This window comes from Agrobacterium genomosp. 2 str. CFBP 5494 (assembly GCF_900013495.1).
In the GTDB taxonomy this organism is placed as follows: domain Bacteria; phylum Pseudomonadota; class Alphaproteobacteria; order Rhizobiales; family Rhizobiaceae; genus Agrobacterium; species Agrobacterium pusense.
The window spans coordinates 2927091-2947418 of the sequence record NZ_LT009718.1; the positions used below are offsets into that span (position 1 = coordinate 2927091).

Here is a 20328-nt window from a genome sequence, read left to right on the forward strand (position 1 = left end):
GCCCGCATTCCGCAAAAGTGATCGCCCGATGCATCAGACGACCCGCCCGAGACTGCGCGATATCGGTTTCCGGCCCGGCCATTTCGAAACTGGCCCGCTCAACGCCATCACCGATGTCGCGGGCGTGACCATCGGGCATTCCACAGTGATAGAAGGCGGGACGATCCGCACCGGCGCAACCGCGATCTTTGCGCATGGCGGCAACCTGTTTCAGAACAAGGTGCCCGCCGCCTTCGCCGTTTATAACGGCTTCGGCAAATTTGCAGGCTCAACCCAGATTGAGGAATTGGGCGAACTCGAAACGCCAGTTATCCTCACCAATACGCTGGCAACCGGTCGTGCCATCGAGGCGATCAACCGCCATACGCTGGCACAGCCGGGCAATGAGAAAGTCGTCTCGATCAATGCCGTTGTAGGCGAGACAAACGATTCCCGCCTCAACGACATCCGCGCTGGCCGCCCGACCGTCGAGGAAATCTCGGCTGCGCTAAAAAACGCTGCCGCAGGCCCGGTGGCGGAGGGCGGTGTGGGAGCCGGAACGGGCACGGTGGCTTTCGGCATGAAAGGCGGCATCGGCACCGCATCCCGCCGCGTTGCGATTGCCGGCGAAACCTACACGATCGGCATTCTCGTCCAGTCCAACTACGGCGGGCGTCTGCTGGTCTGCGGCAAGCCCTATGTCAGCCCTGATCATAAGGACAAGGATGGCTCGATCGTCATCATTGTCGCCACTGATGCGCCGCTCTCCTCCCGCAATCTGAAGCGCGTGGCGGCCAGAAGCTTCGGCGGACTTGCCCGCACGGGTGCGGCACTCAGCAATGGCTCCGGTGATTATGCGCTGGCATTTTCCACCGATCAGCGCCTGCGCCGCACGCCTGCGCGCCGCAAGGCCGTTACGGACTACCCCGAGCTTTCCAACGACGCGATCTCGCCGCTCTTCGAAGCCACGATAGAGGCGACGGAGGAAGCGATCCTCAATTCGCTCTGCGCAGCAGAAACGACAACCGGCTTCAATGCCGGCACCGGCAAGATCTCCACGGTCGAAGCCATTTCCATCGACACCCTCAAAACCCTTCTTTCAGCCTGACTTTTCCAGACGGAGTTTTCATGACTAGCCCATCCGGTCGCATCGTTTACGTCAACGGCGAGTTCCTGCCCGAAGCGGACGCCCGCCTTTCCATCTTCGACCGAGGATTCCTGTTTGGCGACGGCATCTACGAGGTCACCTCCGTTCTGGAAGGCAAATTGATCGACAGCGACCTGCATATGGCGCGGCTGGAACGCAGCGCCCGCGAGATCGATGTCGCCCTGCCGGTCACGACCGGCGAGATCGTCGAGGCCGAACGTCGCCTGGTCGCCGACAACAATCTCGTCGAAGGCATGATCTATCTGCAGCTGACGCGTGGTGCGGAAGATCGCAACTTCCTGTTCTCTGCCGATCTGAAGCCGACGCTGGTCATGTTCACCCAGGCGAAGAAGCTGATCGGCACTCCGGTCGAAGAGGTCGGGATCGCCGTCAAGTCGGTTCCCGACCAGCGCTGGGAACGTCGCGACATCAAGACCGTCTGCCTGCTTCCGCAGGTCATGGCAAAGCGCATCGCCAAGGCCGAAGGCTGTGACGAGGCGTGGATGATCGAGAACGGTTTCGTCACTGAAGGCGCGTCCTCCACCGCCTATATCGTCACCGCCGATAAGAAGATCATCACCCGCGGCAACAGCAACAAGACCCTGCCCGGCTGCACCCGCCTCGCCGCCCTGCAACTGGCAAAGGAAGCAGGCTTCACGCTGGAGGAACGCCCCTTCACGCTGGAAGAGGCGCTGAATGCCGATGAAGCCTGCCTGACCAGCGCCTCCAACTTCGTGGTTTCGGTCACGAAGATCGACGGCAAGCCGGTAGGCAACGGAAAGCCCGGACCGATGGTAAGCCGCCTGCGCGCGCTCTACCTCGAAAACGCACGCCGCACGGCGATCTGATCGAACGCGTTTTGTTTATCGCATTTCCGGTCGGAGAACCGCGGCCGGAAATGCTCTAGTCTTCGAGAACCGCCCAGATGCGCTCGACAACGGGCCGGCGGTTCTCCTTGGAGCGATAGAGCCTGATATCGACCGCGATATCGTAGGTCGGGTCTGCAGCCCGCACCAGAGCACCGCTATCAAGCTCGTGCCGCATCAGGCTTTCCGGTACCCAGGCCACACCCCAGCCGGCCATCGCCATGGCCTTCAGCCCCACCGACATGCTGCCCTCATGCACCCGCTCGAATTGCGGCAGCCGCGCGCTCAGAAGATCGCGAAGCAAAGGCCCGAAGAACGACGCTTTTTCATAATCCAGATAAGCGAAGGGTTTTTTCGCACCTTGCTGAAGCGCGTGCAGCGGTGAACCGTCTTTTGCGGGCGCTGAAACGGGAATGATCTTTTCCGCGCCCAGCACGCGGAATTCGAAAAGCTGCGCATCGAGCAACATCGGCACTTCGGGATGGGCATAGGTCAGAAGGAAATCGCTTTGCCCGTCCACCAGTGAATTGAGGTTTTCCTCCATGCTGCCGGAATCGGGCCGCAGAACCGAAAACAGCGGCCCCGCCTTCTCGTTCACACGTTTCAGCCAATCCGGAAAGAAGGTGAAGGATAAAGTATGCAGCGCTGTCAGCCGCACCGTCCTGGCATCCGCCCCCTCCTCCTGAAGAAGCGTGCGCCGTGCGTGGTAAAGCTGTTTCAGCGTTTCCTGGGCGACAGGCACGAATTTCGCCCCCGCCTCTGTCAGCCGGGAAGGATAGGATGCCCGGTCGACCAGCGTCGCGCCCACCCAGGCTTCCAGCTGCTTGATGCGCCGGCTGAAAGCCGATTGCGTCACATGCCGCTCATCCGCCGCCTTCGAAAAATTCAGCGTTCCGGCCAGCGCCAGGAAATCCTCGAGCCATTTGACTTCCAAGGGTCTGTTCTCCCACAAAGATGCCATCCCGGCCTGCCGGGAACACGGCTCTTTATTAGGAGGAATAGGAGCTGATTGAAACCCGTTAGAAGGTTTCAGGCTGTTGAGGAAATAGCCCGAGCCCCATTCTCGTCATCCCTCGGCTTGCACATCCTCTGGAGAGGTCCGAGCATGTGGCGCGCGGCGGGAGTTGGCCTCGGTCTCGTTAGCGGCTCCGTGAATATTCAATCATCCGCGCCCGGCTGCAAACCAGCTCGATCCGGTCGTCCCCCAGACGATTGAGGCAGACACGCTTCGTCCATGGCCCATCAATCAGCGTGAAGAGGAAACGGCCATTGCCGAGCGCCTTCAAGGGCATGCTGCGGCGGACGGGGCCGATACCCATCGTCAGTGAGGAGCCGTTGATCGAAAATTCAGCGCCCTCATCCGAACGCCACGACCCCGACAGATCATCCGGCACCGTATGCTCCCCGACAGGCAGGAAACGGCGCGGGGCATGACCGGCCTCGCCGACGATGGCATCGCCATCTAACCTGAGACGCATGGGCGACGATGCGGAGCGGGAAGAAACCCAGCCATCGACATCTTCATAGAGCGTGTCATCGCCATCGATGAAGGTGGATGTGCCGCCCTTGATCTCCAGCCACCACGGACCGCTTTCGGTGACATAGAGGCCTTCCGGCAGGTTGGCGGCCGGCTTGGGCAAAGGCAGGCCGGTCAAAGCCGCCATGCTTTCAAGCGCGATCTTGAAACCGTTGGTATCTTCGCGATTGGACACCACGACGAATCCCGTGCCGTTTTCGGGATCGAGCAGGAAGTAAGTTTTGTAGCCGGGATGAGAACCGCCGTGGCCGACAAACCGGCGGCCGCCCAAATGCGACCAGCGCAGACCGAGGCCATATTCGCTCATCCGCCCGTCGGCGATCGGCCGCTCAGCCGAAAGCCTGTCGAGAACACCCGCAAAGCTGCCCTCGCCCCGCATCAGCCCCTGCAGCCAGCGAGCCAGCGCGTCGGCACTGCCTGCAAGGCTGCCGGATGCGGAGATATGCAGTCCGGCAGCAGAAAGCTGCCAGTTCTCTTCAGACTTCCAGTAACCCGGCACCAGGCCGTTGACCGGATCGTTCCAGACGTCAGGCGCTTTCAGAAACACGTCGAACGGCGCGGCAATCTGCGTCTGCACGAAATCGTCGAAACGGAAACCCCGGCGCTCCAGCGCCGCTTCCACCAGACGGTAACCGGTATTGGAATAGGACACCTCGCTGCCGGCATCGAAATTCAGCCGGGTCAGCCGGGACAGGTATTCGAGAAGCGGTCCGGCCTTCGTTTCGGTATAGACGGAAAGCCCAAGCAAGGAGAGACACTCGCGCGTGTCCGGCAGGCCGCCGCTCATATCCAGCGCCTGCCCGACCGTGACGTCGCGCAGCGGCGATTGCAGCTCCGGCAGATGTTTGCCGAGCGGATCATCGAGACCGATCAGATCCGCATGGGCCAGAACCATGGCGCAAAAGACATGCTTGGTGACTGAGGCATACCGTACCACGCTCTGGGGGGTGAATGGTGCAAAGGTCGAGAGGCTCTCGACACCGCCGGCATGGGTAAAACGGATACCATCGAGATCAAAACCGATGACCGCCCCGCCCGGCTCGTTGCCTGTCCACTGCGAGACGAAGGTCTCTGAAAGGGCTGACGCGGCGTTCCAGTCGAGTTGCTGTGGCATGGTTTGGTCTCTTATCTCGTCGTCTTTACAGAAAAGCCTCGGCACCGCCGCTTGCTTCTTCTCCCCGCCGGGGAGAAGGTGGCCCGAAGGGCTGGATGAGGGGGCGACGCCAGCGATATGCGGAGAGCTGGCCCCTCATCCCGCTGCCGCGGACTTCTCCCCGCCGGGGAGAAGAAGCGAGCGGCACCCGCTCGATCCATGGTCGCGTGGACTCAGGCCGGCTCTTCCAGCCGGATGCTCAGGCTACGCAGCTCTTCCGTATGCGGATGTTTTGTCCGTCCCTCGCGCAGATCACCCGCGCTCAGCTGCTCCACCATCTCCCCATTCAACATCACGCCCACGTGCGGGCAAAGATGCGCAATGACAGCCAGATTGTGGCTGACGAGAATATAGGTGAGGTTGCGCGCGGCACGCAGGTCCTGCAACAGGTTGAGGATTTCCGCCTGCACCGACACATCGAGCGCCGACGTCGGCTCATCAAGCAGCAGCACCTGCGGATCGGCGATCAAGGCGCGGGCAATCGCCACGCGCTGGCGCTGGCCACCGGAAAGCTGATGCGGAAAACGGAACCGCACCGCCTGCGGCAGCGCCACATCCGAGAGCGCCTGCTGGATGCGCTTTTCGATATTGTCCATCCCATGCACCAGCGGCAGTTCGCTGAGGATACGGTCGATGGTCTGGCGCGGATGCAGCGACCCGTAGGGGTCCTGAAACACCATCTGCACCTGCCGGAAGAATTCCGGCGTACGACGCAGAGGGGCATCCTTGCCGGCAAAGGCGATACGCCCTTCCCAGCTTTCATTGAGGCCGGCCATGGCGCGCAGGATGGTGGACTTGCCCGAGCCGCTTTCACCGACGATGCCGAAGCTGCCGCCCTTTTCCACCGAAAAGGAGACGCCCTTCACCACTTCGCGGTCGCCGAACTTGATACGGAGGTTTTCGACGTCGATCATTGGCTGGACCACGCTGCATCACGGTTGAGAACGGGAAGACGCTCGCGCGGATGCGTCAGCGAGGGAATGCAGTTCAAAAGTCCCTGCGTATAAGGATGCTGGGCTTTCAGAAGCTCGGAAGCCTTCAGCTCCTCCATCACCCGGCCGGAATACATCACCGCAACACGATCGCAGAAATGCGAAACGAGCGGCAGGTCATGGCTGATGAGGATAAGACCCATGCCCCGCTCCGACACCAGCTCCTCGATCAGCCGCAGGATTTCCGCCTGCACCGTGGCGTCGAGCGCACTCGTCGGCTCGTCGGCGATCAGCAATTCCGGATCGGGCGCGAGCATCATGGCGATCATCACGCGCTGGCCCATGCCGCCTGAAACCTCATGCGCATAGGACGAGGCGACCTGACGCGGATTGCGGATTTTCACCTGATCGAGCAGCGCGATTGCCGCTTCTATGGCGGCTCGCTTGCTGCCGCCCTTGTGGGTGCGCCATGCTTCGGCCACCTGCGCACCAATAGTCTTCACCGGGTTCAGCGAATATTTCGGGTCCTGCAGGATGAAGCCGGCCCGCTTGCCGCGGATCTGGCGCATCTGCCTTTCGCTGGCGGACAGCACGTCGATGCCATCGAAGGCGAGCTTGTCGGCGCGGATATCGGCATTGGAGGGCAGGAGCTTCATCAGCGCACGGGCCGTCAGGCTCTTGCCGGAACCGGATTCGCCGACGATGCCGAGTTTTTCAGTGCCGAGTTTCATGGAGACACCACGCACCGCCTCGAAGCGGCTGGTGCGGGTCTGGAAGGCGATCTTCAGATTTTCGATTTCGACCAGCATGGCTCAATGTCCCTTCGGGTCGAGAACGTCGCGCAGGCCATCGCCGAGGAAGTTGAAGGCGAGCGAAACGAGGAAGATGGCGATACCGGGAATGGTGGCGACCCACCATTGTTCGAAGATGAAGCGCTTGGCTGTCGCAATCATCGCGCCCCATTCCGGCGAAGGCGGCTGCGCGCCCATGCCGAGGAAGCCGAGGCTGGCGGCGGTGATGATGATGGAGCTCATGTCGAGCGTGATGCGAACGATAAGGCTCGGCACGCAGAGCGGCGCGATATGACGGGCGATGATGCGCCAGGCGGAAGCACCGGTCAGGCGATAGGCCGCGACGAAGTCGCTGCCGCGCACCGTCATGGTTTCGGCGCGGGCCAGACGCGCATAAGGCGGCCAGGCGGTGAGCGCGATGGCGAGAATGGCGCTTTCGACGCCCGGTTTCAGCGCCGCGACAAAGGCCAGCGCAAGGATGAGCCGCGGAAACGCTAGAAACACGTCCGTCACGCGCATCAGCACCGTATCGACGATGCCGCCGAAATATCCGGCGATGCAGCCGATGGCGAGACCGATGGGGGCGACGAGAACGACGACGGCAATGACCATGCCAAGCGTGACGCGACCACCGTAGAGAATACGCGAGAGAATGTCGCGGCCGAGTTCGTCCGTGCCGAACCAGTGCTCGGCGCTCGGGAACGCCAGGCGGTTGCCGAGGTTCTGCGTCGCCGGATCGTAGGGAGCGAGCAGCGGCGCCAGCAGCGACAGCGCGATGAAGAGGACGATGATCGTTAGACCGACCACCGCCAGCGGATTGGACTTGAGGTTGAGCCAGATGCGATACCGGTTGCCCCAGGCAGCCTGTGTTCGCGAATGCGGCGTTTCATCCAGCGCCCAGTTTCTGAAATTAGCTAACATCATCGAACGCGAGGATCCATAACTCTGTAAAGCACGTCTGCGAGCAGGTTGAGGGCGACATAGATGAAGCCGATCAACAGGGTGGCTCCGACGACGGGGTTCATGTCCGCGTTCATGAGCGAGACGGTGAGGTATTGACCAAGGCCCGGCCAGCTGAAGACGGTTTCCGTCACCACGGCGCCTTCGAGAAGGCCGGCATAGGTGAGCGCGAGAACCGTGACGAGCTGCACGGCGACCGTCGGAAAGGCGTGTCCCCAGATCACGGTCATGGCAGAAAGCCCCTTGGCGCGGGCGGTGATGACATATTCGCCCTTCAGCGCGTCGATCATGAAGGCGCGCGTCATGCGGGTGATATAGGCCATGCTGAAATAGGCGAGAATGCAGACGGGCTGCACCATATGGGCGATGGCGTCGTAAAAGGCGTCCCAGTCGCCCGCAAGCAGCGTGTCGACCGTCATCAGGCCGGTAACCTGCGTGATCATGCCGTCATAGATGATGTCCTGACGCCCGGGCCCCGGTGCGACGCCAAGCGTGGCGTAAAAGACGAGCAGCGAAATAAGCGCCAGCATGAAGACCGGCACGGAGTGGCCGGCAAGGCAGACGACGCGGATGACCTGATCCGTCAGCTTGCCCTGCTTGACGGCGGCCCAGACACCAAGCGGAATGCCGATCAGCGCGGCAAGAATGAGCGCTGCGGTGGCAAGTTCGAAGGTGGCGGGGAAAACGCGCTTGATATCGATCCAGACCGGATTGCGGGTCAGGATCGAATTGCCGAAATCGCCATGCAGAACCTGCGTGACATAATGGAAAAACTGCACGACCAGCGGCTGGTCGAGACCCATTTCGGCCCGGACCCGCACGATGACGTCTTCGGGCGCATTGTCGCCGACCGCCGCGATGACGGGATCGACGGGCATGACGCGCCCGATCATGAATGTGATGATCATCAAACCGAACAGCGTCAGGAGGACGCTGCTCAGTATCGACGATATGCTTTTAACGCGCTTGTTCAATGTCACGCTTTCTTCGCATCGTGGTAGGAATTGCCCTCGGAGAGAACGCCGAGTTCGAAACCGGAAACGCCCTTGCGGAAGGCTGCCGTCTTGGTGGTCTGGAACATGAACACGAAGGGGCTGTTTTCCATGTGCTCGCGCTGCAGGGCTTCATAAAGCTCCACGCGCTTTGCAGGATCCTTCTCGTCACGCGCGGCTTCCGCCTTGGCGGCAAAGTCGTCGTTCTTGAAGCGCGAACGCCACAGGAAGGGCTTCGACTTGGCGTCGTCGCCATTGTCCTTGTTGATGTTGAAGACATCGGCGTTGGAATGCGGATCGAAATAATCCGTGCCCCAGGCCGACAGCGCCATCTGGTGTTCGCGGGCGCGCATCTTGGTCAGAACCTGGCGGTTCTCGGCCGATTGCAGGCGTACCTTGATGCCGATATCGGCGAGGTTTGCCTGGATGGCCTGCGCCAGATCCGGATAAGGCTGGGCGGAATAATGGTCCATGCTGATTTCGAAACCATCGGCAAGGCCGGCTTCGGCCATCAGTGCCTTGGCCTTTTCGACATCGCGCTGGAACGGAATGTCGTTGACGGCGCCGGGGAAGCCCTTCGGCTCGAAGCTCTGGTGGATTTCGTGCGTCAGCGGCACGATGTTTTCCTGCATGCCCTTGTAGTCCAGCGCCCACTTGATCGCTTGCCAGACCTGCGGCTTCGCAAGGTTCTCATTGCCCTGGTTGAGCGAGATCAGCACCAGCGAAGCGATGGACTTGCGCTCCAGCTCGATATTGGCGTCGTCCTTGACGGTACGCAGCTGCTCCGAGGTCAGGTCACGGGCAATGTCGATATCGCCCTTCTGCAGCATCAGCAGCTGGGAAGACGGATCGGTAACGTGACGCAGGATGATACGCTTGATGTTGCCCTTGTAGGGGCCGTTCGGGTTGACGTTGAGCGCGACGCTTTCGCTGGGTTTCCAGGCCTGCAGCACGAAATCGCCGGAACCGGCGCTGTTCTTCTGCAGCCAGCCATTGCCTAGGTCTTCACCGGAAGCATTGGCAAGAACCACCTTCTTTTCGACGATCGCGCCAATATTGGCCGAGAGGCAATAAAGCAGGAAGGAGATGGCGGTCGGCCTCGCCGTCGTCAGCTTCACCGTCTTCTCGTCGGCGGCAACAATGGTCGTCTCGACATTGTCAGGCGCAAAGCCGAACTGGCTGATGATGAAGGCCGGGCTCTTGTTCATCTTGATGGCGCGCTGCAGCGAGAAGGCAACGTCTTCCGCCGTGACCTTGGCGCCGCTCGAGAAGGTCGCGTCGTCGCCGATGGTGAAGGTGAAGACCTTGCTGTCCGCATCGGCTTCCCATGACTTGGCGATGACGGGATCGACCTTGGTGGAATCCTCGCGGTTGGCGCGCACCAGCTTCTGATACATGTTGGAGATGATTTCACCGCCGACAGCCTCGAAACCTTCATGTGGGTCAAGGCTCGTCATGTTGTCCAGCTGCTGCGCAACGACCAGAATATCCTTCGGCGTGGCGGCAAAGGCCGGGATGCGCGCATAGGACAGGAACGGAACGGCGGCGCCGGCAATCAACAGGTTGCGTCTTGAAATCATCGAAAATCCCCTTTCGGACCTTATTTTTCGGAAAATGGTGGGTTTGCCCCAATCCAGTCGTTTTTTTTATGTTTTCCCGCGATTACCACGAGCAAACGAGGCCCGACCAATTCCAAATTTGGCAGAGCCTATGCACGGATTGCATTTGCTCCCGCCTTGACCTTTCCTCTACCAATTCCGAAAACTTGTCCGCAGGCGCGTCCGCGCAATCCCATTTCCGAAGGTGAGACCATGACCGATCAAAAAACCGTACCCGTCTTCGACGGCCACAATGACGTGCTTCTGCGGTTATGGCGATCGGGCAACGCTTCTCCCGAAACACTTCTGATCGAAGGCGATACCGTCGGCCATATCGATCTGCCTCGTGCAAAAAAAGGCGGCCTCGCCGGTGGCCTCTGCGCCGTCTATGTACCTTCGCCCAGCATGGAGAAGGATGCCAACGGCGACTACCCGACGCCCACCGAGGCGGATGCGCTGAAGGCGACGCTTGCCATGGCGGGCCTTTTGTTCCGGGCCGAGAAGCAGTCAAAGGGCGCGCTGAAGGTCTGCCGCACGGCCGCCGATATCCGCAAGGCCATGGCCGAGGGCGCCTTCGCCTCCGTCTTCCATATCGAAGGCGCAGAAGCGATCGGTGCTGATCTCGATGCCCTCCACGTTCTTCACGAGGCGGGCCTGCGCACACTCGGACCGGTCTGGAGCCGCCCGAACATCTTCGCCTACGGCGTTCCCTTCCGTTTCCCCTCAACACCGGATATCGGCCCGGGCCTGACGGATGCCGGCAAGCGGCTGATAAAGACCTGCAACGAACTGAAGATCATGGTCGACCTGTCGCATATGAACGAACAGGGTTTCTGGGACATCGCCAGGATATCGGATGCACCGCTGGTGGCATCACACTCCAACGCTTACGCAATCTGTAACCACAGCCGCAACCTGACGGATCGTCAGCTGGATGCCATCCGCGATACGGGTGGCCTCGCTGGCATCAACTTTGGTGTCTTGTTCCTGCGTCAGGACGGCGTGAAGAACCCGGATACCGATCTCAACGAACTCGTCCGCCATGTGGACTACATCGTGAACCGCATCGGCATCGATCACGTGGCGCTCGGTTCGGATTTCGACGGCACCACCATACCCGCCGCCATGAAGGATGCGGCCGATCTGCAATTGCTGGTCGAAGCGATGCGCAAGAGCGGTTATGACGACGTGGCGCTTGCCAAAATCTGCCACGGCAACTGGATTCGGGTGCTGGAAAAGACCTGGGGCGCGTGAGGCAGAAATAAAGTTTCATCCCCGGCGCAAAGCGCCGGAGACAGAAAGCGGCGGGCCTTCAGGCCTTTGCCGCTTTTTTCCTGCCGGTCGCACGGAAGGTGAGAAGCCCGGCCACCAGCCCGATCATGGCCCATTTCATCGGCAGCACGTCCGCCGTCTCGCTGCGGATCGGCAGCACGGTTACGGTTCCCGGCTGCGATTCGTAACCCATCTGGCCCTTTGCCTTAGCCTCGGCAATCTGCTGCGGCGAAACGACCCATTCGGCACCGCGCATCTTGTCCACCGCCATATATCCGGCGCCCGCCACGAGCGCGACGACGAGTGAAACGACTATTCTTGTAGGCGTGTTCATTGGTATCTCCTTCAATCCAAAGGAGCGTGTAGTTGCATCAAATGCCGCCACCAAGCAACCGGCGCGATCAATTTCGTCGCGTTTTCATCAAACTCGGAAATCGCACATTTCGTGGTTGCATTCATCGGAATATAATTGGCAAAATCATCCGGAAACCTGTCCAAACTTCACATCGACACGTCACGCATTTCTGCTAAGCAAATTTCCGCAACTGAAACGAATTAGCGACACAATCCTGTGGTTCGCCAACCGACGGGACGGCGCTGGAAAAGATAAATGGCAGACAAGAGCGAAATTACAGAGACCGATATTGCCGACTCCGCGGTTGAAAGCTTTTTTGCCAGGAACCGCGCCTACCTGACGGCCGCGGCCATAACGCTCATCTTCGTGATGATGACGTTTGCAATTTATCGTCTCACCTCGGAAGTAAGATACGACGATGTGATTGCGGCCCTTCTCGACACGTCTTTTTCCTCGGTTCTTCTTGCTATCCTCTTTACCGCGCTGAGCTTCCTGTCACTGATTTTTTATGATGCCAATGCCATCGAATATGTCGGCAAGAAAGTGCGGTTTCCGTCAATGGCGGTCACGGCCTTCGCGGCCTATGCCATCGGCAACACCGCCGGCTTCGGGCCGCTGAGCGGCGGCGCCATCCGCTTCCGCGCCTATTCCCGGCTGGGGCTCTCCCCGGGAGACATCGCACGGGTCATCGCCTTCGTCACGCTGTCGTTCGGCCTTGGGCTTTTGTCGGTGAGCGCGCTTTCAACCTTCATCGTCGCGCCCCGCATCGCCGCAATCATCGGTTTCGACCCGCTCGTGCTGAGGGGCGCGGCGCTCGCCGTCATCGCCATTCTCGTGGTCACGGCCTATATCGGGCGCAATGGCAGGGCGATACGCCTCGGCAAATGGCGGCTGCGCCTTCCAGACAGCCGTACGTCTTCGCGTCAGTTCCTGGTGTCTGCATTCGACATCGCCGCTTCGGCTTCCGTTCTTTACGTGCTCTTGCCCGAAACGCATCTCGGCTGGCCGACCTTCTTCGCGATCTATGCCACGGCCGTTGGGCTTGGCGTTCTCAGCCACGTGCCCGCCGGCCTCGGGGTCTTCGAAACCGTGATGGTCGCCGGTCTCGGCAATGCGATCAGCGTTGATCAGCTGCTCGGAAGCCTCGTTCTCTATCGCGTCATTTACCACGTGCTGCCGCTGGTGGTCGCCATTCTGGTGATGATCGTTTCGGAAATGAAGCAGTTTGCGGCAAAGCCCGTTGTATCCGATATCAGCCAGCTTGCCGTGCGGCTGGCGCCACCACTGCTCTCCACATTCGCGATCATTCTCGGCACCATGCTGATTTTCTCGAGCGTGACACCGACGCCGGGCAGCAACCTGGATTTCCTCTCGAACTTCGTCCCGTTGCCTATCATCGAGGCCGCTCACTTTCTGACCAGCATTCTCGGCCTTGGCCTCGTCGTCGCCTCCCGTGGCTTGGGGCAGAGACTGGATGGCGCATGGTGGATCGCCCTCGTTGCGGCATCTCTGGCGCTCATTCTCTCGCTTCTCAAGGCCATCGCGGTTTTCGAAGCGATCTTTCTCGGCTTGTTCATCGTTGCGCTCGCCGCCAACATGCGCAGCTTCAACCGTCACGCCTCTCTGGTCAAACAGGCGCTCGGGCCAAGCTGGCTCGCGGCCATGGCCGTCATCGTCGCCGGCGCGGCCACCATCCTTCTCTTCGTCTATCGCGATACCGATTACAGCCATACGCTCTGGTGGCAGTTCGAATTCTCCGAGGAAGCGCCACGCGGACTGCGCGCCCTTTTAGGCCTCGTGCTTGCCTCCTCCACCATCGCCATCTTCAGCCTCATGAGGCCGGTGGCCTTCCGCCCGGATGCCATCAAGGCCGAAGATATCGCAAGTGCTACAGACATTGTCATGAAGCAGGATGCGGCCGATGCCAATCTGGTGCGCATGGGCGACAAGCACGTGATGTTTTCCGAAAGCGGCAATGCCTTCATCATGTACGGCATTCAGGGCCGCTCATGGATCGCGTTTGCCGATCCGGTCGGCGATGAAGATGATTTCCCTGACCTCGTGTGGCAATTCGTCGAAGGAGCCCGTGCCGCTGGCGCACGTGCCGCCTTCTATCAGATTTCGCCCTTCCTGCTGTCCCATTGCGCCGACGCGGGTCTGCGCGCCTTCAAGCTGGGCGAACTGGCCCTGGTCGATCTCACCGCATTCGAACTCAAAGGTGGCAAGCTTGCCAATCTTCGCCAGTCGCTGAGCCGCGGCGCGCGCGACGGGCTGACCTTCGAGGTCATCGAAAAGACCCAGGTGCAGGATGTTCTGGAAGAGCTGAAACAGGTTTCCGACGGCTGGCTCGCCCACCATAACACCCGCGAAAAACGCTTTTCGCTCGGTGCTTTCGAGCCGGACTACATTCTGTCGCAACCCGTTGCCGTGCTGCGCAAGGATGGAAAGATCACCGCCTTCGCCAATCTGATGGTGACGGATACGAAAAAGGAAGCCACCGTCGATCTCATGCGCTTTTCCCCGGATGCGCCGCGCGGCTCGATGGACTTTCTCTTCGTCAGCATCATGCAATATCTGCGCGAGGCCGGTTACGAGAGCTTCAATCTCGGCATGGCGCCCATGTCCGGCATGTCTAAACGCGACGCGGCGCCCGTCTGGGACCGGATCGGCAGCACACTGTTCGAACACGGTGAACGATTCTACAACTTCAAGGGGCTTCGCGCCTTCAAGGCCAAGTTCCACCCGAAATGGGAACCGCGTTACCTCGCCGTACAGAACGGTGCAGATGCCGCTCTGGCGCTGATGGATGCGACGGTTCTGATCAGCGGCGGTGTCAGAGGAGTGATCGGAAAATGAGAAGATTCAGCATGCTCAAAGCAGTTCTGGCCGCCTCCGCCCTGTTTGCATCCCCCTTGTTCGTTTCTGGCGCCGTTTTTGCTGAGGACAAGCCCGCATACGAAACCGGCATGATCCCCACCGGGCACATCATGGTGCCTGATGGCGACATCCTCGCCAGCGTCTTCCTGATTTCCGATGCGGACGGATGGTCGGCGACCGATGAGACCCGCGCCAAGGCGCTGGTAGAAAAGGGCGCCGCCGTGGTCGGCATCGACTTCAAGGAATATCTGAAGGCGCTCGAGGCCGACGATGACGAGTGCATCTATATGATCTCGGACATCGAGTCACTCTCGCAGCAGATCCAGCGCACCGCCGGCACCAGCAGCTATCGCCAGCCCATTCTTTCCGGCATCGGCAAGGGCGGAACGCTGGCGCTGGCGATGATTGCGCAGAGCCCTGTCTCCACCGTGCGGGAGGCCATCGCCGTGGACCCCAAGGCCGGCCTGCCTCTCGAGAAGATCCTCTGTACCCCCGCCACCAAAGATAAAGTGGATGGCGAAACCGTTTATGGTCTGACCGACGGTCCCCTTCCTGCCCCCGTCAGCGTGCTGTTCACCTCTGCTGCGGATCAGAAGGGCCGCGACCACGTCAACGCGCTCGTGAAGCTGCATCCCGATATCGACGTGACGGATGTGGATGACAAGGCGGACGAGGTTCTGACCCAGACCCTCTCCGACCAGGTCGACGCCGCAGGCGACACCGACAGTCCGCTCGGCCTGCCGATCAAGGTTCTGGAAACCAGCCCTGTCATGGATACCATGGCGGTGATCTATTCCGGCGACGGCGGCTGGCGCGATCTTGACGAGGAAGTGGGCGGCGCCTTCCAGAAGGAAGGCATACCCGTCATCGGCGTCGATTCACTCCGCTATTTCTGGAAGGAAAAGAAACCACAGGAGGTCGCAAGCGATCTCGGCCGCATCATCGATACCTATCGCAAGGAATGGAAAGTCCGCAATGTGGTATTGATCGGCTATTCCTTCGGTGCCGATATTATCCCCGCCACCTATAATCTGCTGCCCGACCGCGACAAATCGCATGTCGTGCAGCTGACCCTGATGGGTCTTTCCACCGAAGTGGATTTCGAAATTTCCGTCGAAGGCTGGCTTGGCGTGGCCGGCGAAGGCAAGGGCGGCAAAACGGTCGATGACATCGCGAAGATCGATCCGAAGCTGGTGCAATGCATATATGGCACGGAAGAAGAAGACGAAGACCCCTGCCCCGGCCTGAAAGCCAAGGGGGTGGAGGCGGTCGGCATTGAGGGCGGCCACCACTTTGACGAGGATTATGAGGGGTTGGCCAAGCGTATCGTGACATCGCTGAAGACCCGGCTACCGAAATAACGGCGTCTCACTCACCACCTTGACCCCGGGCTCACGACAGGAGCCCTCGACAATCCTTGGCGGCGAATGGGCCGCCGACGCTTTTCCGCATCGCGCTTGCGGAATCGCCTAAACTATTATTCAAAAGAACCGGACTGCAGTGGATGTTGATCTATTTCTGCAACCCTGCTGCTGTTGATCGCAAACCATCGATTTATATATCCGGACCGGTTCAGGGAGCCGCCGCATGCTTTCCTCAAAACGAAAAACAAAAACGCCGGTCCTGGTGGAACGCATCGACCACTTTGTCGCACAGGTCAAAGAGGCGATGAAAAACGACGACGCCTCCCGCAACAGAAAGATCCGCGATCTGTGGGACGCCGAGGTCCGCTACCATTTCGACAATGGGCGCACCGAAAAGACTCTCGAACTTTACATCATGAAGTACCGTAACGCGTTGAAGGCCGAATTCGGTCCCAAGAGCACGCCGCTTGCCATTTGCAACATGAAAAAACTGCGCGAGCGGCTGAAAACCTACATCGAACGTGCCGACTATCCGAAAACGGGCGTAGCAACCTCGATCGTCGAGAAAATCGAACGCGCGGAATTTAATACAGCCGGCCGCAAACCCACCGTTCTTCTACGCATCGCGGATTTCATTTCTGCGATGAACGGCATGGGCACGAAAGAAGAGATGCAGACCCTGTGGAATGCTGAAATCAGCACCATGAAGGGCAGAGCCCAGACAACGATCATCTCCTACATCACCAAATATCGCAACGCCATCCGCGAGGCGTTTGGCGACGATCACCCGATGCTGAAAATCGCCACCGGCGACGCTGCGATGTATGACGATGCGCGACGGGTGAAGATGGAGAAGATCGCCAGAAAGCACGGCGCGCTGATCACCTTCGAGAATTACCGCCAGGTTCTGAAGATCTGTGCCGACAAACTCCTGTCAGCCGATCCCCTGATGATCGGCATCGGCCTGATCGGCATGACCGGACGCCGACCCTACGAAGTCTTTACCCAGGCGGAATTTTCGCCTGCTCCCTATGGCAAGGGCATTTCCAAATGGAGCGTCCTGTTCAACGGCCAGGCCAAGACAAAACAGGGCGAGGGAACGAAATACGGTGTGACCTATGAGATCCCGGTGCTTGCCCGCTCGGAAACCATTCTTGCCGCCTATAAGCGCCTGCGCGAAAGCGGGCAGGGAAAATTGTGGCACGGCATGTCGATCGATGATTTTTCATCGGAGACGCGCCTGCTGCTCAGGGACACGGTTTTTAACCTGTTCGAAGATCTCTGGCCGAAGGAGGAGCTTCCCAAGCCCTATGGTCTTCGGCATCTCTATGCGGAGGTGGCTTATCATAATTTCGCACCTCCCCACGTGACCAAGAACAGCTATTTCGCCGCCATTCTCGGGCATAACAACAACGATCTCGAAACCTCCCTCTCCTATATGACCTACACGCTGCCGGAGGATCGAGACGATGCGCTTGCACGGGCAAAGCGCACGAACGAGCGGGCATTGCAGCAAATGGCCGCCATTGCGCCGGTTTCCCGCAGCAATCCATAACGCAGCCGCACCTGCCTTGCGGCCAAGCACGCCATGGATAACCCGACGCGCAGGACTGTCCCCGTGGAGATTTCGACATGCCGTTGCGCCCCGATCCGGGCGCGCGCTCCCGTTCCCCTGCTTTAGATAAACCGCCGATTTTTCTGCCACTTCCAGCCACGATGTATTGTACCGACAGCGCTGCGAACAAAATAATTAAATGAATCAATATTTTATAAATTAAACACTAAAGAATTATATGAAGTATAAATTAAATAAATACAGCCACACACAAGTTATATCCGAAACAATATTGACAGTTTTCACGAATGAATATTGTCCGGAGGCTTGGGGTGCTGCCCGCATATACAACTTACACCCTCTATAATCGCGACCTGGCATCGTCACTGAAACGCGTCGCAAACGATCCGATCGTATCGCGCGACGCCAAATATTACGCCGACAATATTGGCAAGATCAAAAATCTCGATGAGTTTCTGAAGGACCACAGGCTATATTCCTACGCCATGAAGGCCTATGGCCTGGGCGAGATGACCTATGCCGCCGCCTTCATGAAGAAGGTGCTGGAAAGCAATCTCAACGACCCGAACAGTTTCGCCAACAAGCTGAAGGACACCCGCTACCGCGACTTCGCGGCGGCGTTTGATTTCGGCACTATCAAATCGGAAAAAACGGTTCAAACGCAAACCCAGCAGGACCGGCTGGTTGCCGCCTATCACGATGCACACAAACAACGAGACGACGAACTGAAGGAGGAAACGCGGTATTACAACATCGTCATCGACACGGTCGGCCATGTGGATGACATCTTCAAAAACACGCGGTTGCGGGACTATGTTTTCAAATCCTTCGGCATCGACGCCGAAGCCTTCAACTACAAACATCTGCGGGATGTTCTGACCAGCGATATCAGCAGCGCCGACAGTTATGTCAACACAACCTACAAACCTCTGGTCGAGGAATGGCAGGCAAAGACCGCCGATCTGCGCATCGAACGCGCAAAAGTCCCCTCCGCCGATAAGGCGTCGCTCGCCAAAATCGATTATCTGCTCGGCCAGTACAACAAGCGCATCGCCAATGCACACAAGCTCTTCGAAATGGCGGCAGCGTTTAATTTCCGCGATGACGGTTTCGTGGATGACGGCACGAAAGCGCAGACGGCAACCCAGAAGCGGCTGATCAACGAAACCTATGTTTTATCGTATCCTCGCCTGACGCAGACCGGCGCAGTTCTCAATCGCGACTTCTTCGCGCAAAAGATGAACGAGATTACCGATGCCCAACAACTCATATCCAATTCCCGTCTTAGAACGATGTTGATCGTCGCCTTCAACCTCAGGGACGACACCGATACCGACAAGAAAATCCAGTGGGCGCTTCGCGAAAATCCCGACGATCCGCAAAGCGCGCTTCACGCCGAAAAGGACAAAGGCTTCATCGATCTTGCGAGAGCGTTCAATTTCGACGGGGAAGGCAAGATCGCTGCCGGAAAGACGATCCAGACCGCCGCCCAGCTCAGTACGATGATGACACTTTATTTTAGCCGCTACGACGACGCACAGGAGGCGGCGGACCAAAAGACGATCAAGGACTACAGACGCTATATCGGCCTGACGAAAAACCTGGAGGACTTCCTCTCCGCTGCACCGGCAGCCGTTACCATTCGCAATTTCGCGCTGAAGGCATTCAACATCAGCCCCGAAGAGGTTTCCACGTTCAAGTTGAAGAAGGTCTTCACCAGTGACCTGTCGGACCCGAAAAGTTATGTCCGCAACCTCAAAGACGAAAGGTTCGTTCGACTGGCGAAAGCCTATAATTTTGATGCCGAAGGCAGGATCGGCTCGCCACGGCTGGCCCAGGCCGAAAACGAGATTACCCGCATCTCCCGGAACTACGTTCTCGAAATGACCCGATGGAACACGGCCTCGAAGAGCAGGGAGACGACAGGCAAGCAGGATGAGGAACTCGCCGCCTATCGCCAGAAAAACAGCAAAGACAAGATAAAGGAAAAGGCAAAGACGGAGGCCGCCTATTACCGCCAGCAGATGGAGACGTTGGAAACCGTTGATCAGTTGCTTGCCGACCGCCGTCTGGTGGATTTCATGCTTGTTGCCGAACGCATCGACCCCAAATCGGTCAGCACCGATTATCTGAAAAAGATCTTCAAATCCGACCTCAAGGACCCGAAAAGCTTCGCCAACGCCGAAAAGGATCCCCGCTTTCGCGCGCTTGCCGGTTCCTTCAACTTCGACACCAAGGGGAATATTCGCGCGACAGCCAGCCAGCATGTCCAGAACAACCGCGGCCTGATGGAAACGCGTGACAAATACGTTCGGCAGACGCTGGAGGAAAGGGCGGGAGAAGAAAACGCCGGTGTTCGTCTTGCTCTCTATTTCAAGCGGATGGCCGGCGGCATTTCCAATGCCTACGACATACTGGCTGACAATGCGCTTTCGGAATTCACCCGCACCGCCCTTGGAATTCCCGCGGAAACCGCGAATTCCAAGGTCGAGATGCAGGCAAAGATGATCGAAAAGAAACTGAAGATGAGGGACCTGCAGGACGCCGGCAAGATCGACAAGCTGATTGACCGCTTTTTGCTGAGGTATGAAATGAACAATTCGCCTTCCGATCCCCGTCTCGACTTGTTCGGCAATGGCAAAACGTCCATCAGCGGCAATACGCTGGCAACCCTCGCCCAGCTTCGGAACGCCCGCAGCCGCTAACTCGTCTGCCTGAAAAGGCTGGCTGGCTCTCGGATGGAAGCTGATACTGGCTCCGGCGGCCAGTGTCAGGGCGGTCAAACCCGCCCGTAGCCCTGGTGCTGTAGAGCAGTATCATCACAGTCAACAACAGCCTGTCAGCGCCCCAAAGCCGAAATTCCGTTCAGGTGCGCCCCGCTGAGGCACGGGCCCGTCGAGACGACCGTCCATCGCGCCGTCTGCTAGTG

General features: G+C 59.1%; 15 protein-coding genes. 7 read left to right on the forward strand and 8 right to left on the reverse strand.

Annotated features, from left to right (window positions below; genetic code table 11):
* The first annotated feature begins 28 nt into the window (after positions 1 to 28).
* The gene (locus AGR2A_RS14670; RefSeq protein WP_072494810.1) at positions 29 to 1087 is read left to right on the forward strand and encodes a P1 family peptidase; all 1059 of its coding nucleotides are present in this window, start codon (positions 29 to 31) and stop codon (positions 1085 to 1087) included.
* A 20-nt stretch (positions 1088 to 1107) separates the two neighbouring features.
* Positions 1108 to 1974 (forward strand): D-amino-acid transaminase, encoded by an 867-nt coding sequence (locus AGR2A_RS14675; RefSeq protein ID WP_072494811.1) that lies wholly within the window; start codon positions 1108 to 1110, stop codon positions 1972 to 1974.
* A gap of 55 nt (positions 1975 to 2029) precedes the next feature.
* Here the strand turns inward: AGR2A_RS14675 and AGR2A_RS14680 are convergent, their stop codons facing one another.
* From AGR2A_RS14680 to AGR2A_RS14710, 7 genes are all read right to left on the reverse strand, one after another.
* Positions 2030 to 2926, reverse strand: coding sequence for a LysR substrate-binding domain-containing protein (locus AGR2A_RS14680; protein WP_072494812.1), 897 nt, complete (start codon positions 2924 to 2926; stop codon positions 2030 to 2032).
* Between the two features lie 205 nt (positions 2927 to 3131).
* Positions 3132 to 4643: a serine hydrolase domain-containing protein gene (locus AGR2A_RS14685; RefSeq protein WP_072494813.1), complete on the reverse strand. Its 1512-nt coding sequence runs from the start codon at positions 4641 to 4643 to the stop codon at positions 3132 to 3134.
* A 212-nt stretch (positions 4644 to 4855) separates the two neighbouring features.
* Positions 4856 to 5596 (reverse strand): ABC transporter ATP-binding protein, encoded by a 741-nt coding sequence (locus AGR2A_RS14690; RefSeq protein WP_072494814.1) that lies wholly within the window; start codon positions 5594 to 5596, stop codon positions 4856 to 4858.
* On the reverse strand, positions 5593 to 6423 hold the full coding sequence (locus AGR2A_RS14695) for an ABC transporter ATP-binding protein (RefSeq protein WP_072494815.1): 831 nt from the start codon (positions 6421 to 6423) through the stop codon (positions 5593 to 5595). The genes AGR2A_RS14690 and AGR2A_RS14695 overlap by 4 nt, the downstream gene beginning before the upstream one ends.
* A 3-nt stretch (positions 6424 to 6426) precedes the next feature.
* Positions 6427 to 7329: a nickel transporter permease gene (gene nikC / locus AGR2A_RS14700; protein ID WP_004443520.1), complete on the reverse strand. Its 903-nt coding sequence runs from the start codon at positions 7327 to 7329 to the stop codon at positions 6427 to 6429.
* A complete protein-coding gene (locus AGR2A_RS14705) occupies positions 7326 to 8339 on the reverse strand; it encodes an ABC transporter permease (RefSeq protein WP_034498671.1) in 1014 nt (337 codons plus the stop codon). Before AGR2A_RS14705 ends, nikC begins: the two co-directional genes overlap by 4 nt.
* 2 nt (positions 8340 to 8341) lie before the next feature.
* Entirely contained in the window at positions 8342 to 9937 is a 1596-nt protein-coding gene (locus AGR2A_RS14710) for an ABC transporter substrate-binding protein (RefSeq protein WP_004443523.1), read from the reverse strand.
* Positions 9938 to 10168: 231 nt separating this feature from the next.
* On the opposite strand from AGR2A_RS14710, the gene AGR2A_RS14715 reads away from it, so the two are divergent.
* Positions 10169 to 11209, forward strand: a complete 1041-nt coding sequence (locus AGR2A_RS14715; RefSeq protein ID WP_072494816.1) for a dipeptidase — start codon at positions 10169 to 10171, stop codon at positions 11207 to 11209.
* 58 nt (positions 11210 to 11267) lie between these two features.
* On the opposite strand, the gene AGR2A_RS14720 is transcribed toward AGR2A_RS14715, so the two are convergent.
* Positions 11268 to 11561: a hypothetical protein gene (locus tag AGR2A_RS14720; protein ID WP_004443527.1), complete on the reverse strand. Its 294-nt coding sequence runs from the start codon at positions 11559 to 11561 to the stop codon at positions 11268 to 11270.
* 276 nt (positions 11562 to 11837) lie between these two features.
* Here AGR2A_RS14720 and mprF point away from each other — a divergent pair, with 276 nt between their 5' ends.
* From mprF to AGR2A_RS14740, 4 genes are all read left to right on the forward strand, one after another.
* The gene (mprF, locus tag AGR2A_RS14725) at positions 11838 to 14438 is read left to right on the forward strand and encodes a bifunctional lysylphosphatidylglycerol flippase/synthetase MprF (RefSeq protein WP_072494817.1); all 2601 of its coding nucleotides are present in this window, start codon (positions 11838 to 11840) and stop codon (positions 14436 to 14438) included.
* 11 nt (positions 14439 to 14449) lie between these two features.
* The gene (locus tag AGR2A_RS14730) at positions 14450 to 15820 is read left to right on the forward strand and encodes a virulence factor (RefSeq protein ID WP_035210487.1); all 1371 of its coding nucleotides are present in this window, start codon (positions 14450 to 14452) and stop codon (positions 15818 to 15820) included.
* A gap of 226 nt (positions 15821 to 16046) precedes the next feature.
* Positions 16047 to 17378, forward strand: a complete 1332-nt coding sequence (locus AGR2A_RS14735) for a telomere resolvase (protein WP_004443532.1) — start codon at positions 16047 to 16049, stop codon at positions 17376 to 17378.
* Positions 17379 to 17710: 332 nt separating this feature from the next.
* Complete coding sequence (locus AGR2A_RS14740; RefSeq protein ID WP_072494818.1) at positions 17711 to 20104, forward strand: DUF1217 domain-containing protein; 2394 nt, start codon at positions 17711 to 17713, stop codon at positions 20102 to 20104.
* Positions 20105 to 20328: the final 224 nt, after the last annotated feature.

Bases quoted from the DNA above. Each gene is read 5' to 3' on its own strand.
- AGR2A_RS14690 (WP_072494814.1), bottom strand. From the start codon at position 5,596: ATGATCGACGTCGAAAACCTCCGTATCAAGTTCGGCGACCGCGAAGTG.
- AGR2A_RS14670 (WP_072494810.1), top strand. From the start codon at position 29: ATGCATCAGACGACCCGCCCGAGACTGCGCGATATCGGTTTCCGGCCC.
- AGR2A_RS14730 (WP_035210487.1), top strand. From the start codon at position 14,450: ATGCTCAAAGCAGTTCTGGCCGCCTCCGCCCTGTTTGCATCCCCCTTG.
- AGR2A_RS14695 (WP_072494815.1), bottom strand. From the start codon at position 6,423: ATGCTGGTCGAAATCGAAAATCTGAAGATCGCCTTCCAGACCCGCACC.
- AGR2A_RS14675 (WP_072494811.1), top strand. From the start codon at position 1,108: ATGACTAGCCCATCCGGTCGCATCGTTTACGTCAACGGCGAGTTCCTG.
- AGR2A_RS14720 (WP_004443527.1), bottom strand. From the start codon at position 11,561: ATGAACACGCCTACAAGAATAGTCGTTTCACTCGTCGTCGCGCTCGTG.
- mprF (WP_072494817.1), top strand. From the start codon at position 11,838: ATGGCAGACAAGAGCGAAATTACAGAGACCGATATTGCCGACTCCGCG.
- AGR2A_RS14715 (WP_072494816.1), top strand. From the start codon at position 10,169: ATGACCGATCAAAAAACCGTACCCGTCTTCGACGGCCACAATGACGTG.
- AGR2A_RS14735 (WP_004443532.1), top strand. From the start codon at position 16,047: ATGCTTTCCTCAAAACGAAAAACAAAAACGCCGGTCCTGGTGGAACGC.
- nikC (WP_004443520.1), bottom strand. From the start codon at position 7,329: ATGATGTTAGCTAATTTCAGAAACTGGGCGCTGGATGAAACGCCGCAT.
- AGR2A_RS14710 (WP_004443523.1), bottom strand. From the start codon at position 9,937: ATGATTTCAAGACGCAACCTGTTGATTGCCGGCGCCGCCGTTCCGTTC.
- AGR2A_RS14685 (WP_072494813.1), bottom strand. From the start codon at position 4,643: ATGCCACAGCAACTCGACTGGAACGCCGCGTCAGCCCTTTCAGAGACC.